Origin of the sequence: Xanthocytophaga flava (assembly GCF_030068545.1) — a bacterium.
In the GTDB taxonomy this organism is placed as follows: domain Bacteria; phylum Bacteroidota; class Bacteroidia; order Cytophagales; family 172606-1; genus Xanthocytophaga; species Xanthocytophaga flava.
The window spans coordinates 75,447-90,488 of the sequence record NZ_JASJOR010000022.1 but is presented as its reverse complement, the minus strand read 5'-3'; the positions used below and the strand labels follow the sequence as shown (position 1 = coordinate 90,488).

Annotated in this window: 9 protein-coding genes; 6 read left to right on the top strand and 3 right to left on the bottom strand. The window is 40.7% G+C overall.

The genetic code is table 11. The features are described from left to right. Positions 1 to 34: 34 nt before the first annotated feature. The gene (locus QNI15_RS26980; RefSeq protein WP_314001590.1) at positions 35 to 2,044 is read left to right on the top strand and encodes a sigma-54 interaction domain-containing protein; all 2,010 of its coding nucleotides are present in this window, start codon (positions 35 to 37) and stop codon (positions 2,042 to 2,044) included. Positions 2,045 to 2,125: 81 nt separating this feature from the next. On the opposite strand, the gene QNI15_RS26975 is transcribed toward QNI15_RS26980, so the two are convergent. Further along, on the bottom strand, positions 2,126 to 2,932 hold the full coding sequence (locus tag QNI15_RS26975; protein WP_314034715.1) for a phytanoyl-CoA dioxygenase family protein: 807 nt from the start codon (positions 2,930 to 2,932) through the stop codon (positions 2,126 to 2,128). Positions 2,933 to 3,442: 510 nt separating this feature from the next. Between QNI15_RS26975 and QNI15_RS26970 the strand changes: the two genes are divergently transcribed. From QNI15_RS26970 to QNI15_RS26955, 4 genes are all read left to right on the top strand, one after another. Next, on the top strand, positions 3,443 to 3,781 hold the full coding sequence (locus QNI15_RS26970; protein WP_314034713.1) for a PadR family transcriptional regulator: 339 nt from the start codon (positions 3,443 to 3,445) through the stop codon (positions 3,779 to 3,781). Beyond that, a complete protein-coding gene (locus QNI15_RS26965; RefSeq protein WP_314034711.1) occupies positions 3,778 to 6,414 on the top strand; it encodes an FtsX-like permease family protein in 2,637 nt (878 codons plus the stop codon). The genes QNI15_RS26970 and QNI15_RS26965 overlap by 4 nt, the downstream gene beginning before the upstream one ends. A gap of 474 nt (positions 6,415 to 6,888) precedes the next feature. Further along, positions 6,889 to 8,160 (top strand): PepSY-associated TM helix domain-containing protein, encoded by a 1,272-nt coding sequence (locus tag QNI15_RS26960; protein WP_314034709.1) that lies wholly within the window; start codon positions 6,889 to 6,891, stop codon positions 8,158 to 8,160. 831 nt (positions 8,161 to 8,991) lie between these two features. Next, a complete protein-coding gene (locus QNI15_RS26955) occupies positions 8,992 to 13,209 on the top strand; it encodes a glycosyl hydrolase (RefSeq protein WP_314034707.1) in 4,218 nt (1,405 codons plus the stop codon). An 80-nt stretch (positions 13,210 to 13,289) separates the two neighbouring features. Here the strand turns inward: QNI15_RS26955 and QNI15_RS26950 are convergent, their stop codons facing one another. Then, positions 13,290 to 13,685, bottom strand: a complete 396-nt coding sequence (locus QNI15_RS26950; RefSeq protein ID WP_314034705.1) for a hypothetical protein — start codon at positions 13,683 to 13,685, stop codon at positions 13,290 to 13,292. Between the two features lie 21 nt (positions 13,686 to 13,706). Continuing rightward, a complete protein-coding gene (locus QNI15_RS26945; RefSeq protein WP_313987375.1) occupies positions 13,707 to 13,859 on the bottom strand; it encodes a hypothetical protein in 153 nt (50 codons plus the stop codon). A gap of 230 nt (positions 13,860 to 14,089) precedes the next feature. Between QNI15_RS26945 and QNI15_RS26940 the strand changes: the two genes are divergently transcribed. Next, a complete protein-coding gene (locus QNI15_RS26940) occupies positions 14,090 to 14,896 on the top strand; it encodes an alpha/beta hydrolase (RefSeq protein ID WP_314034703.1) in 807 nt (268 codons plus the stop codon). Positions 14,897 to 15,042: the final 146 nt, after the last annotated feature.

The window sequence follows — 15,042 nt, the reverse complement described above, 5'->3', positions numbered from 1 at the left end:
ATTGCAAGAGAGCTCACATTCTTTCCTAATGGACATGATTAAACTGCAGAAATTGCCTGAAGTGGTGGATTATCTGTATAAGTTTCAATCCGAATTGGGTTTTGTCCATATGCATCTGGCTCTTCCCAGAGAAGAGAATAAGCATTTATATATAGAAAAGACCAAGCCTGGCGGAAAGCTGACTTTTGCTCAGAATCAGGTAATTGAAAACCGTGTATTTACAGAACAAATCAAGATATCGATTGAATTGCCAGATGGATCTATATGGGTAGCAGTACCCATGTTTACCAAAGGCAAGTTACTGGGAGCTATAATTCTGTCATTTAATCAGGTAGCACCTATTGCAGAAACTACAGCCTGGCTCGAACAGCACAGTGAAGGACTGGCATTGGCCGTGGAACACACCTTGCATTGCGAAATTCTGGAGAAACAGCTTCGTGAAAAATCGATGCAGTTGGTGGTAATGAATGCCTTAACATCGGAAAAAGATTATGGACAGATGTTTCTGACTATTACTGCGGCCATCAACAATATGATTAACTGTGATCTGCTAACTATTCCTGCGTTTTCTCCCAAAACAGGTTTTGTATTAAGTGGATACAATGCAATGCGGCAAAATGGAGGCTTTACACTGATTAGTCGGGAAGAAATGCTGGAAATGCTTGGGTTGGATCTGGAAACCTATCGCCAATCGGCTTTTTCTCAACTGGAGATTTATTCCAGACCACATATTTTTACAGCAGAGGAATATAGTGAGCTAAGTCGGAAGCTGATTGTCTCGAATCGGTTTGCCACTGTGATGGGGGTGAAAGAAGCTTTGTTTGTTCCGATTGCCTTGCCTAATGATGCCTTTGCTACATTGATTGTTTGTAGCAAAAAAGAGAATTCGTTTTTTAGTAAAGATCTCCGGATTCTTATAGAGCTAGCTAAACAGATTACACATCAGATTGGACGGCTATTGACATTTGAGCAGAAAGAGGTACTGGAAATAAAATTGCGAAGAGAGAATACCTTATTGATTCAGGAACTTAATCAGGAACAAGCTTTTTCGGAAATCATAGGCCGTTCTCCTGCTATTAAAAAAGTACTGGAGAATGTACATAGAGTTGCCCCAACGGATTCAACAGTATTGTTACAGGGAGAGACTGGAACTGGTAAAGAATTAATTGCCCGGGCAATTCATAATATGTCCAATCGCAAAAATCGACCATTAATTAAAGTTAACTGTGCAGCTCTACCTGCTCAATTGATTGAGTCGGAACTATTCGGACACGAAAAAGGAGCCTTTACCGGAGCTACAGAACGACGTATTGGTAAATTCGAATTAGCCAATGGGGGAACGATCTTTCTGGATGAGATAGGTGAGCTTCCTTTGGAATTACAATCCAAACTATTACGGGTATTGCAGGAGTATGAAATTGAACGGGTAGGAGGGAAGCAAACTATTCAATTGGATATAAGAGTCATTGCGGCTACTAACCGCAATCTGTATCAGGAAGCTATTCTTGATAAGTTTCGGATGGACTTGTATTACCGGATAAGTACCTTTCCTTTCGTATTGCCTCCTTTGCGTGAAAGACGTGAAGATATACCTTTATTAGTGAGATCCTTTATTGAGAAGTATAGTCGTAAGATAGGGAAAGGCATTGAAGGTGTGACTCCTCAAATGATGGATTTTCTGCTGCACCATTCCTGGCCAGGTAATATCCGGGAACTGGAACATGTAATAGAACAGGCTGTTATCCTGGCTTCAGGTCCTCAACTAGATATAGTACCTGCATTTACAGCTTCTGCCAGTATGGCTACTCAAAAAGATATCCCTCGTTCACTTCCTGTTTATTTACCACAGGAATCAGCTAACCTTACAGAGATAGAAGACGGCTTTCTGGAAAGTCAACGACAACACATTTTGAAAATATTAGAAGAGACCGGAGGTCGTATTCGGGGTCGATTTGGAGCTGCCCAACGTTTGGGACTGAAGCCTACTACATTGGAAGCAAGAATGAAAAAGCTGGGTATCCGAAAAAACTTCTCGTCAGAGTAAATAAGTTAGTAAGGATTTAAGTAAAAATCCCATTCATTTTAAATAACTACTTGTCATTTGAAATGAATGGGATTTTCTTATTTATTTGACAACTCCTGCAAATCGCTGATAAAATGCAGTTGGGCTATTTTCATCTTTAGGCTCGTATTTTCCTGCTATAATGGGCACATAAATAACTCTTCTGCGACTTGATTCTCCTACAACTGATGATTTCTCTACTCTATGCCACAAACGTCCATCATGTACGGTAAGATCACCCGCTTCCGGTAGAACCGCTACTTCTTCTGCATCTGGTTTATGATCTAGGAAATGTTTTTTGCGGAACAATAATTGATACAGACCTTGTTTATGTGTACCTGGAATAAGTCGTAATCCTCCATTTTCGGGTTTTAAGTTGCTAAGATGAATACCCACATTGAGCATAGGGTTCAGCTTGCCCCCATGGAAGATATCTCTCAAACCGTCAACATGCCAGCCCATCTGACTAAACTTGCTTTCCGGGCCATTTACGTAATGGTTGAAAACCATTCCATCTTTTTCTGTTTTTCCCAAACGTGCTCCAGGGCCAATCAGATTGAGTAAGGTAGTGAAACGGGGATCTTCCAGAAATTCTCCTAATACGGGATGATGCTGATTGATAAAAGCAAAACGCTGTATAATAGTATCTCCATTAAGATCTTTTCCATATTTAATGGGTACACCATTTATTTTTTTTATGTCCTGTTCCAGCCAGCGTTTTTGAACCTCAAATGAGGCATCTGTAATGGTCTGGACTGTCTCAGGTTTGATAAAGTTCTTGAAATGAATAAATCCATTGGTATTGAAGAACTCAATTTGTTGAGCAGTAAGAGTTTCTCCTAAAGTAAATTTGGGATATTGAATGGCCATGATAGTGTTCTTTTACGGATAGATACTAATTGATGTTGTACTTAATAATTCTTGGGATAAGCAGTATTAGAGTCTGCTTAGTAGTTAGCAACAACATCGGTAGCCAGACAAAAAATGAAAAAATAAATTTATAGTATTTGCTTTCATAGTCTATTAACTTTATAGAGATTATGTGTAAATATAAATTACTTCAACTGGAATTTCATAACATATGCGTAAATTTTTTTTAACATACTGATAATAGCCACTCATAGATCGTGTAAGATTTCCTGTGTTATCGAAGTGAAGTGGAATTCAATTGTGATGTCTGTCCACTGCGCTTTTGTATTCTGCATTTTTCTGCTCTTGTCTATCAGTGTTCGTTTTAGTACATGATGTGTCCATTTTAGAACATCTCTACTGGGCCATTTTTCCAGAAAACTACTTTGAAGCGCTCTGGTGGGGTTTTATAGAATTGGCAAAGGATTTGATCAGCAAAAATGGAACAAATAGAAAATTCCGGAACTAATCATGAAAAGAACCTATCTGGGAGAATTTGAAGAGCTAGTACTTCTTACAGTAGCTTTACTAGATGCAACTGCCTATGGAGTAAGTATTACACATGAAATTGTTGAACAAACAGGTCGTTCAGTACGGCTAAACCAGGTGCATGCAGCCCTTCATCGATTGGAGGAAAAGGGTATGGTATCTTCAGAAATGGGGGAGGCTACAGCAGAACGGGGAGGAAGACGGAAACGCTTGTTTGTAGTTACTGCTTATGGCCGTCAGACATTGCAGGATATTCATTCTGTACGTAACCATCTTTGGAATCTACTACCAGATTCATTTAAACCTGCTACCAGTATATGAAAAGATTTTTCAGAATGGGAGCCTCTCCGCCTGTATGGGCAGATAGATTTCTGGCGTGGTTTTGCTCACCTGATAAACTGGAAGATATTCAGGGGGACTTGCACGAAGAGTTTTATTATCAGCTTGAAAAGAAAGGTTTACTTAACGCCCGTCTGAACTATTGGCGTGATGTACTGGGATTTATTCGTCCATTTGCCATTAAACATAAGCAAGATCGTTTTTCTTCACCTTTATTTTCTCCGGATATGATACGAAATTATTTTAAAGTGGCTTTTCGGAATCTGCAAAAGAGCAGACTATATTCCACCATCAATCTGATAGGTCTAAGTCTTGGATTGGGCGTTGCTATTGTATTGTTCTGGATTGTGCGGTTTGAGTATAGTTTTGACAGGTTTCATACAAATGTCGATCGCATTTATCACATTCGGTCTACGGATAAGTTTGGAGAGCGGCAATCACATACGCCACAGGGAGTGATCAAAACCTTGCAGGAGCACTTGCCTGGTGTAGAGAAGGCTGCTAATCTCTATGGAATGGAAGCTACTACGATTAAAGTAAATAACCAGGTATATCAGCAGAAAAATACATTTTTTGCCCCGCCAGAATTGTTAGAGATGCTGGATATAACTTGGCTGAAGGGTTCTCCTGGTCAGTCACTGAATGCTCCCGGACAGGTAGTAATTGATGATGAAACTGCTCAGCGGTTATTTAATGGGGATGCTATGAGCAAAGTGATTCGGTTTGAGAATGATGTAGACCTGATGGTTACAGGGATTATTCACAAAATGCCTGTACAAACGGGGTTCCCAATGCAGATGATTGTTTCCAGAGAAACATTAAAACAGCTTCAGCCTGAATTTAAGAATGATGATTATTGGGGTGGGGGAGATTCCATGAATCAGGGGTTTGTTTTACTTAAGGCAGGAACCTCTTCAGACGCGATTGCCAAAGAGCTTACAAAATTAGTTCAAAACTATCATAAAGGGTCAGACATTGCCTCATACGAATTACAGCCCCTCAGTCAAATGCACTTTGACACAACCAATGATCCGTTTAACTATGCTATGCCTAAGTGGACTCTATATACATTGAGTAGTATTGCTGGTTTTTTGGTGATAATAGCCTGTATTAATTTTATTAATCTGGCTACTGTACAGGCAGTGCAGCGAAGTCGCGAAATCGGTATTCGTAAGGTACTTGGAAGCAGCCGGATGCATATTATCCTGCAATTTTTTGGAGAAACTTTTGTGCTGGTATTTGCTGCTTTGATTCTGGGAAGTTTGATTGCTTCACAACTGGTACAGTATGCGGATCAGTTGCTAAATACCAAAGTAGCATTAGCTCCTGTCTGGAATATCAGTACGCTATTGTTTTTATTGGGTGGTGGCATTGTGATAACCTTTTTGTCAGGATTTTATCCGGCACTGCTGTTGTCTGGGTTTGAGCCAATCAAAGTATTGAAGAGTCAGTTCGTAATTATTAACAGACAGCGTTTTTCCTTACGGGAGTCATTGGTAGTAACTCAGTTTGTTATTGCTCAGGTGTTGGTGATTTGTATGTTTTTTGGGATAAAACAGGTACAATACTTTTATCAGAAAGATTTGGGCTTTGATAAAAGAGCCATCATTACAGTTCGAATGCCAGATCGTAAAGATGGTGTGATTCGGGAACGTTTTCGTCATCAGTTATTAGGACATCCGGAAATCAAAGACGTTACATTTGGGTTGACCACACCAGCCAGTCATCGGGATCATTGGTGGGGCAATGTATTATACTCTGGCCTTCCAAATGGTGAAGAGACTTTTCGATTACAGCATATAGATACCAGCTACTTCAGGTTCTTTAAAATTTCACTGGCAGCAGGTCGTTCCATTACCGCAACAGATACTGCTCAAGGTCATACTTCACCTATTCCGATTGTAATTAATGAAAAGGCAGCACATGACATGGGATTTCAGAATATGGAGAAAGTGCTGGGGCAACGGCTGGAGTTCTGGGGAATGAAAGCGGCTGTTGTCGGTGTCGTGAAAGATTACCATTCGGAAGATCTGCGGAGCAACTTACAGGCACATGCCTATTTTTATGCTTCCTGGAACTTCAAAACAGCAAGTATTCGTATTGATCCTGCTCAAAAGCAAGCTGCGTTACAACATATTCGTACCCACTGGCTGACTTTGTTTCCTAACGATTATTATGAACCCAAATTTCTGGATGACGACTTACGTGCCTTGTATGACAATGAACGCAAATTCTCTAATTTCCTGATTCTGTTTGCTTGTGTGGGTATTTTTATAGGCTGTTTGGGATTATTTGGTTTAGTGTCATTTGTAGTCACTCAACGTACCAAAGAGATGGGAATCCGTAAGGTGCTGGGCGCTACTATAAGCAGTCTGGTTGCGTTATTATCGAAAGATTTTCTGAAACTGGTGGTAATTGCCTTTCTGATTGCCTCTCCTATAGCCTGGTATGCCATGCATCAATGGTTACAGGACTTTGTGTATAAGATTGATATGGATTGGTGGGTATTTGTACTGGCTGGTGTGCTGGCTATGGCTATTGCCTTGTTGACTGTTAGTTTTCAGAGCATCAAAGCTGCTTTGGAAAATCCTGTCAAAAGTCTGCGCAATGAATAAATAGTAGGTTACAATATCCTTTCTGAAGATAGTAGAGTTGAGCTTTTTCATGACACGTAGTCTTTGATGAGGCGAAAAGTGGCATGGATGTCCACCATGCCACTTTTGAAAGCAGCGCATGCTTAATGCTATCAACTTAAGAAAATTTGTTTCTTGTCTTTTTATTTATTTTTGTCCTTCTGAAAGAATCTTGTGACAAATAGAACCATGTTTACTTTCTGAAAAAAACAGATACATCCCAAATCCACAGACCGCCGGTCTTGCCACGAGGTCCTTTCAGGAGGACAATAAGGGGTGTGGTTTCTGAGTGGTTTCCTTAAGCTAACAGCCTTTATCATTCGTGTGAACCAGCGTCTTCTTCCCCAGACTCTCAAAAATTAACAAATATAGAGGGCCGTATAATATTCTTGAGTAGGTCTATTCAAATAATCTGAATAGTTTTGTTGTTTGCAATGCCAGAAACCGAAATACCGAATGAAGAAAAAATACTCGTTTCGCAACTTTATTAATGATCTCCACCTCTGGTTAGGTATACCAAGTGCTCTGGTACTGGTAGTAATGTGTATAAGTGGAACTCTGTATGCCTTTCAACGGGAGATTACCCAATGGATTGATCACGACCGGTTTTATGTGAAAGGTTCAGAAGACAAAAATCCATTACCAGCAGATAGTTTAAAACGTATTGTAGAAAGGGAGATGAAGGGGCAGGTGACTACCATTCAGATACCTCAGCAGCCTGATCAGGCCTGGACTTTTACTCTTATACCCAAGGACAACAAACATCTGGAAGCAAAAGGGAAAGAAGAACATAAAACAAATCCTTCTAAAGAACCAAAGAAAGGAGAAGGGGAAAAAGAAAAGGCTAAAAGCTATCTGGTAAATCCCTATTCTGGAATTATTCAGGGAGATGCCAAAACACCTTCTGTTCAATTCTTTGCCAAAGTATTGCAACTACATCGATGGCTGCTGATTGAAAATAAAGATGTAGGAGGGGCTATTACCGGAACAGCCTGTATTCTGATGCTTTTCTTACAGATTACCGGTTTTATACTCTGGCTACCAGCCAAGGTATCAAGCTGGAAAAAATGGCATGCGTGGGAAATCGGATTTAAAATTAAAATGGATGCAAGCTGGAAACGGATCAATTTTGATCTGCATAAGACCTTAGGATTTTATGCATTCCTGTTTGTGACTATTATGGCTACTACAGGGCCTTACTTTGCTTTTAAGTGGTACAAAGAAGGTGCTCAGGCTTTGCTTCATGCTAAACCTTTTTCCAAAGAGAATACATTTTTGTCTGAAATTCAAGATAAAGAGCCGCTTAGCCTGGAGAGAATTATCTCACAGACGTCTACTCTGTATACTTATGCTGGAAATATGAGAATAACGTTGCCAAAAGATACAGAAGGATCTTATGCTGTTCAAAAATACCAGGATGGCTTTTTCACCTGCTCAGGTATTGACAGAGTAGTGCTGGATCAATATTCAGGAGCTGTGCTGGATCTAAAACCCTATTCGGATTTATCATTTAGCCAAAAACTGCTTTCTTCTGTTAAGGCGATTCACACAGGTGAAATCTTTGGGACATTTACCAAATGCCTGTACTTTCTGGCTTGTCTGATTGCCACAAGTTTACCTGTAACAGGCGTACTTATATGGCTCAGAAAAGGGAAGAAGGAGAAGAGAAAAAATACAACCACATCGAAAAAACGACCTGTACTAGCAGAGGTAATGAAGAGCGCATAAGGTTTGTTCATCTAATAAGCCAATTTGAGTTATTTTAACTTTTAGCTAGCCAATTGCCTGATTCATGATTGCCAACTTCAGGAGGAGCACTCTGCAACCCATTCTGTCCTTCTGGAAGAAACTTCTCGCCACTGCGGGACAAATGTGACAAATAGAGTGATTTGTGGTTTCTGAGAGATAAAAATACTCTGTTCCTACAACTTCCCGAAAAAGATATAGGACACAATAAGTCCTTATCTTGCGGTTTATTCACAGCAGGAAAAACTTTGCGGTGAATTCCGATCAGATTTTGTTTTTGCGGTGAACGATGCGCAAGACGAAAAAGTGATCGGAGTTCCGGTCAAAATAAAAATTGCCATGAATAAAACGCAATTTGTTCATTTACCAGACATGTTGCCGACTCATGGCTAAAAAATAGTTTGCTGCAAATTATGCGCAAAAAGAAAAGCCTTCTTGGGAGACAACCAGACCTTTACATGTAGCATAACTTAAGTTGTTTTTAGGTCTCTATTGTATCTACGCTCTTCATGATGTAGGATCTAAACATCCTATCTAAGTCTAGCTTCTCATAAGACTTTGTTGCCGAAGTATTTATCCCCTCTTTTTGACGAAAATACCCCTCTGTATCTTCTCTGTATCGTGTAATTTTGGATTATTATTTCATTTTATTGAATTATTGTTAGTAAAGCGAGCGCCTTACATACATTTTAAAAGCAGGTGATTTTTATCCATGTATTCATAATCCACGAATGCATACATCTGCCATGTGCTGTTCCGAATAGAAACCGGAGCAGGATTTTTAACACCTTTTTTCACCTAAACTTTTTCTTTATGAGTAGACGTATCTTTACAAGTGCACTTGTCATTCTATTGAGCCTCTATGGCAAGTATGTAACAGCTCAAAGTCCCAACCTGCCGACTAAGACTACATTGTCACAGGTTCTGCTTTCGAATAAAACTTTTTCACAGACTGCTCAAATTGATACAGTAGTCAAACAACGGCCAATTGCCAATGATTTTACTCTTGAAATAGCAGCCACTATACATGCAGCTACAGGACGTGGATTGGATATTGAGGCTCGGAATTCAAAACTAAAAGGATTTCGGTTATCACTGGATTCTGCATTGTTGAAATCTACATCACCATTGGCCAATGCAAAAACCTTATCTGCTGCCAAAAAAGATGAAGAACAACTGATCCGGGTTGCTGTCAAGAGTGATATTGCCTATATCTATCAGAATGGAGTGTTTATTCAGTCTCAACCTGTAGCAGCTGTTAAAGACATTGCAGGTGGGGTAGAAGTTAGCAATCTTCTGAATGTGGTAAAAGATTCTGTGAATTTGATGCCAAACTGGGCTGGGACATCTACCTCTACATCCGGTAAACCCAGTGATTATGGATGGACGCTGTTAGGCACTACTGCCAATTTATTTAATACCGCCAATGGTACTAGTGGATCTCGGTATATGGATGTAACAACCACTACCAATACACATACCTATAACAACAGTCCCTATACAGGCCGAGTACTATATATCCGTTGGGACAACAATGATTACAAAGATGCCTGGTATGGGTATAAAGTCACACTGGAAGCCAATACTACCTATGATTTTTCGATGTTGCATGCCTATGTATCCAATGGACAGAGTAGCAAGGCAATTACAGTAGGTATTGGAAAAACCAACACAGTGACAGGCCGATATGATAAACATGTATTTTATACAAGTGGTACACGTGTTCTAAATCGGGAAAACTACTTGTTTACTTCACAGGAAGCAGGTGATTACTATCTGACATTTACAGGTGACTGGGGATTGTATTCTATTGCAGAACTATCGTTTAACAAAGTAAATGTGCAGCCCCGATTCATTTTTGGTAAGAATTATCCCAATGGAGCTGTAGATATGGAGGTGAGATTTGTAACGTATGAAGAAGGTGCCTATGCCCCTTCAGAGATTGTAACACATCCCAAACAGGATGTGACACTGATTGGACAGGTAGTTAAGGTGCCCACTACGTTTAATACTAACTTCATTGTACCTGGCAAAACAGATCTCCATTTAACAGGAGAGGTTGTACCTATGGTTAATTCTACGGTGGCCCTAAATTCCAATGATGCCTGGCTTTTCTTTGACAATGTACGCCCTTCAGAGGTGATAGCCAACTGGCTTGACAAAGTTACGATCAATGCGGCTTCTGCTGCCAATAATCCGGCTGTTCGCATTGCCATCTATAAAAATGGAACTGTCATTATTCCAAATGGTAATGTCACCTCACAGGCTGCACTGGAAGTATTTACAGATCCAAATCTTGGGGGTGATACCCGATCATTTGAGATCGAAACGTATCATAAAAATCTGGGTACTTTTGACAATCAGATTCAGTCCTTTCGATTGAAACGGGGGTATATGGCTACACTGGCAACCAATCCGGATGGATCAGGTTTTAGTCGTGTATTCATTGCCAATGATGATGATCTGATTGTAAATACATTGCCTCAGGCATTGGATGCAAAGACATCTTTTATCAGAGTATTTAAATGGGAATGGGTAAGTAAAAAAGGTAAGGCTGGTGGTGGAACTCCACTGGATCTGACACAATCCACCTGGTATTATGACTGGAATATAGGCGGGCAGTCAACGGCCAACTATCATTATTCTATCATCCGTCAGAATGGGGGATGGCCTGCCTGGGAAGCACTGAATGGGAAACAGAATGTCAATCATTTGCTGGGATTTAATGAACCAGACCGCCCGGATCAGGCTAATATGACAGTAGCCGAAGCGATTGCCCAATGGCCTGAGATGATGAAGTCTGGCTTACGGTTAGGATCACCTGCACCTGCTTCCCCTCAGAACAGCTGGATTACAGATTTTATGAGCAAATGTAACGAACTCAACTACCGTGTAGATTATGTGGCTATACACTGTTACTGGGGTGGGTTGACTCCGCAACAATGGTATTCTCAATTAAAGAGCATTTATGATCGGGTGAAACGTCCACTCTGGATTACAGAATGGAACAATGGGGCTAACTGGACTACTGAGTCCTGGCCTGCCGATCCTCAGGCACAGTTTCAGAAGCAGTATAATGATATGATCGGCATTCTGAATGTACTGGATACAACCTCTTTTATTGAGCGGTATGCCATTTATGATTGGGTAGAGGATAAACGGGCTATGGTACTGGCTGATACGCTTACGCCTGCGGGCAAATATTATGCTTCCAACAAATCAAACTTTGCCTTTAATCCGCAACTGGAGTATATCCATACCTGGAAGCTGGCTTCTCCACAAATCTATAGTACAATTCATGAAGACAACTACTTCAAGACTACTCTTACCTGGAATGATCTGAATGGGGAACTAGGATCGAAGTATGTACTGGAACGAAAAATAGAGGGTATAAATGCTGATTTTCTGGCAATACAAGAGTTTACAAACTATGTGTATGGAGACACCATGAGTTATGTAGATGATGTACGGGCTAAAACTACCTATCGTATTAAGGCATACAATCTGGCTGGTGATCAGTTTGTGTTTTCTGCTTCACTGGATGTACTACGGGATGTTACTCCGCAACCTCCGGCAAGTCTTACCGGCCAAGTGCTCTCTTCTTCAAAAATCAGTTTGCAGTGGGCTGCTTCTACTACACTTGCCCGTTCTTATAATCTGAAACGTTCGTTAAATCAGACGGGACCATTTGATGTAATCTTGGGTCGTACCAATTCGCTTACTTATCAGGATGAAGGCCTGAGTCCTGCTACAACCTATTATTATGTGGTTACAAGTCTTAATTCTGCCGGAGAAAGTGTGAACTCTACTGTTTTGCAACTCAGGACAAATCCCTTGGTTGCACCAACAGGAGTATATAGTCCCTGGGTTGCTTCCGGAGATTCCCGTATTACACTTACCTGGAACTTTGTCCATGATGTGGTATATGAAATTCAGCGCTCCCAATTGCAAAGTGGACCTTATCAGGTAATTGCTAGCAATGTTGATGCGGTTCGGTACGAAGATGCAAGTGTACAAAACAATCAAACTTACTACTATAAGATTGTTGCCTATAACTCAATAGGAAGAAGTCCTGAATCGGTTGTACTAACGGGTACTCCTGTACAGGGACACTACCTGCACATAGGCTTTAACGAGAGTTCCGGAACAGTTGCAGCCGATGATTGGGGCGGGTATAACGGAACATTGATCAATGGCGTTACCTGGAGTGCGGGAAAGGATAGCTTATCCGGAGGAACAACAGTAAGTAAATCCCTGCAATCATATATTCAATTGCCACAGGGAGTTGTCAGTACCCTGAATGACTTTACCATTGCGGCATGGCTGAAGTTACCTGCTGATTTGGGTAACAATACACGGATATTTGATTTTGGAAGTGGAACAGGAACATTTATGATTCTGGCTCCTAAATCCGGGACAAACATTCGTTACAAAATAACTAGCCCTTCTGGTACATACGATCGGTATATTCCTTACGTATTACCTACTGGTCAATGGGTACATGTCACGCTTACCCAACAGGGAACAGATTTTAAATTATATGTGGATGGGCAGTTAATTTATTCTGATAACCAGGCAACGGTTAAGCCATCTGATATGGGTAGCACCACTCAAAATTATCTGGGTAAATCTCAATGGCCAAATGATCCGTATAGCGACCATATATACGATGATCTCAGAATCTACAACTATGCCTTTACAGGACAGGAAGTATCCGTTCTTGCAGATGCAGCTAACACAACTGCCCGACTGGCTACAGACAAGAACTCAACTATACGCAATCTGAATCCATATATGCTGTATCCCAATCCTACTGCATCAGATGTTAGCATTGAAGTACCCAATGCAAACACAACTCAAGTCAGTTTACAGGTATTCACTGTGCTAGGCCAGAAAGTAATAGAACAGAAGAATAGCCAGGTTCAAGCTGGACGTATCCATATAGATTTGAGTAAATTACCAGCAGGGACTTATCGGATTTTGGTAACAGATCAGACCTCTTCCTATACTATACCAGTAGTCAAATACTAAAATTATTCATTAAATAGTCTATAAACGAAAAAGCAGTACATCAATGTACTGCTTTTTCATTTTGTGAAAGATTATCAGACCTAGTTCCAACGATCTCTGTATGAGTCATATTGTTTTCTGGTCAGTATACTTCTCAGACCTTTTTCCCAGTCGTTCTGGATACGCTGCATTTCTTTTCTATACTTATATTCTGGCATTCCTCTCATTCGGTCCCGTCTTTCCAGATCCTGTTTCTCACGTTCAGTACGTAGTGCCAGCGCCTCTACTTTTCTTTGCTGACTACCACTTAAACGAAATCTCCGATCCAGTTCTTCGCTTTTTCGATGAGCTATCTCTTCTGGTGAAGCACGATAGGGCCTTGAGTTTCGCTCGTGCATGTAAGCAGTATTGCGATTATTGTCTCTGTCTATCCGTTGAGCAAAAACGTTGCTTGTCAGAATAAAACCTAAGGCTGCAAGGAATGCTAACTTTTTCATAGTTGTAATGAAATAAAGGGTTTATGATTTGTTTTTAATCTGCTCTTTTAGAGCTTCTTGCTGACTATATCGCAAAGCCAGTGCCAGTATAATTGGCAAATCTGCTGGTTTAGACTGTACGGGATTTTCTACCGACTGATAGCTTATTTGTATCGATACATAGTCTGGAAGCATGAATCAAGATGGAGATGTATGGCACAAATCCATTTGAAACTTAAAGTCTTTGCTCTGCTATTGTATAGGGGGAGATAGTTTCTTTGCGCTATAACTGTGAAACTCATCTATATACTTGGAATCCTTATTTGTAACCTGTATCTTTTCATTACCAATTAGTTAGCCCACTTTTTCTAGTAAAAAGGGCTACCAATACATCTCAATTAGTCTTTCACTCTAACATTCCTCGTATGAAAAAGACTATTATCTTTATGCATGGCATGTTCCAGAATCCTAAAAGCTGGGAAAAATGGATAGCCTACTTCACCGAACGCGATTTTAATTGTATTGCACCTGCCTGGCCTGACCATGTGGGTGAGCCTTACCAGTTGCGAGACAATCCGCCTGCCAGCCTTGGAGATCTGATGCTCGAAGAGGTAATTACTGCTCTGGAAGGGCCTATACGGGCCGCTGGAGGAAGCAGTCTGGATGTCAATGAGAAACCTATTCTTATTGGACACTCAGTAGGTGGTTTGCTTACGCAAATCTTTGTCAACAACAACCTGGCCTCTTTGGGTATTCCGATTTGTTCGGTAGCTCCCAACATGATGATGACCTTTGACTGGCCTTTCTTTAAAAATGTAGCCTCTATAACCAATCTCTTTAAGGGAGATCAGATATTCAGACAAACTCCGGAAAGCTTCCATCATACTTTTTGTAATACGCTTAATGCTGCTGACGCTCAGCAAGCCTACCTGCAGACTGCTACTCATGATAGCCGGAATGTACTCAGAGGCTGTCTGGGGTCGTCGGGTCATGTCGATCTGGATATGCCACATGTACCGCTCTTATTTATCGGAGCCAAAGAGGATCATATTATTCCGCCTGACCTGGTAGAGAAAAACTGTAGAGCCTATACCGATTCTGATAGCCAGACTTCCTGTCAGATCTTTTCCAATCGCTCACATTTTATTTGTGGAGAGCCAGGATGGGAAGAAGTAGCCTCATTTGCTTATGAATGGATAGAAACCCAACTGGCACAGGTAGCAGTTGTCTGAGCAAGTCTATACTTGCTGAGCTGAGGTTTTAGACAAACAATGAAAGGAGTTGGTTGCCACTAGTGCTGACTCCTTTATTTTTTTATTATATCTGGAGTCTGTTATAGTAACTATCAAAGAAAAGTGCCTATAGACCCAATGAAATC

What these genes read in the sequence shown, in the direction of transcription:
- QNI15_RS26970 (WP_314034713.1), top strand. Translation starts at nt 3,443, where the DNA reads ATGAAAAGAACCTATCTGGGAGAATTTGAAGAGCTAGTACTTCTTACA.
- QNI15_RS26940 (WP_314034703.1), top strand. Translation starts at nt 14,090, where the DNA reads ATGAAAAAGACTATTATCTTTATGCATGGCATGTTCCAGAATCCTAAA.
- QNI15_RS26945 (WP_313987375.1), bottom strand. Translation starts at nt 13,859, where the DNA reads ATGCTTCCAGACTATGTATCGATACAAATAAGCTATCAGTCGGTAGAA.
- QNI15_RS26975 (WP_314034715.1), bottom strand. Translation starts at nt 2,932, where the DNA reads ATGGCCATTCAATATCCCAAATTTACTTTAGGAGAAACTCTTACTGCT.
- QNI15_RS26960 (WP_314034709.1), top strand. Translation starts at nt 6,889, where the DNA reads ATGAAGAAAAAATACTCGTTTCGCAACTTTATTAATGATCTCCACCTC.
- QNI15_RS26980 (WP_314001590.1), top strand. Translation starts at nt 35, where the DNA reads ATGATTAAACTGCAGAAATTGCCTGAAGTGGTGGATTATCTGTATAAG.
- QNI15_RS26955 (WP_314034707.1), top strand. Translation starts at nt 8,992, where the DNA reads ATGAGTAGACGTATCTTTACAAGTGCACTTGTCATTCTATTGAGCCTC.
- QNI15_RS26950 (WP_314034705.1), bottom strand. Translation starts at nt 13,685, where the DNA reads ATGAAAAAGTTAGCATTCCTTGCAGCCTTAGGTTTTATTCTGACAAGC.
- QNI15_RS26965 (WP_314034711.1), top strand. Translation starts at nt 3,778, where the DNA reads ATGAAAAGATTTTTCAGAATGGGAGCCTCTCCGCCTGTATGGGCAGAT.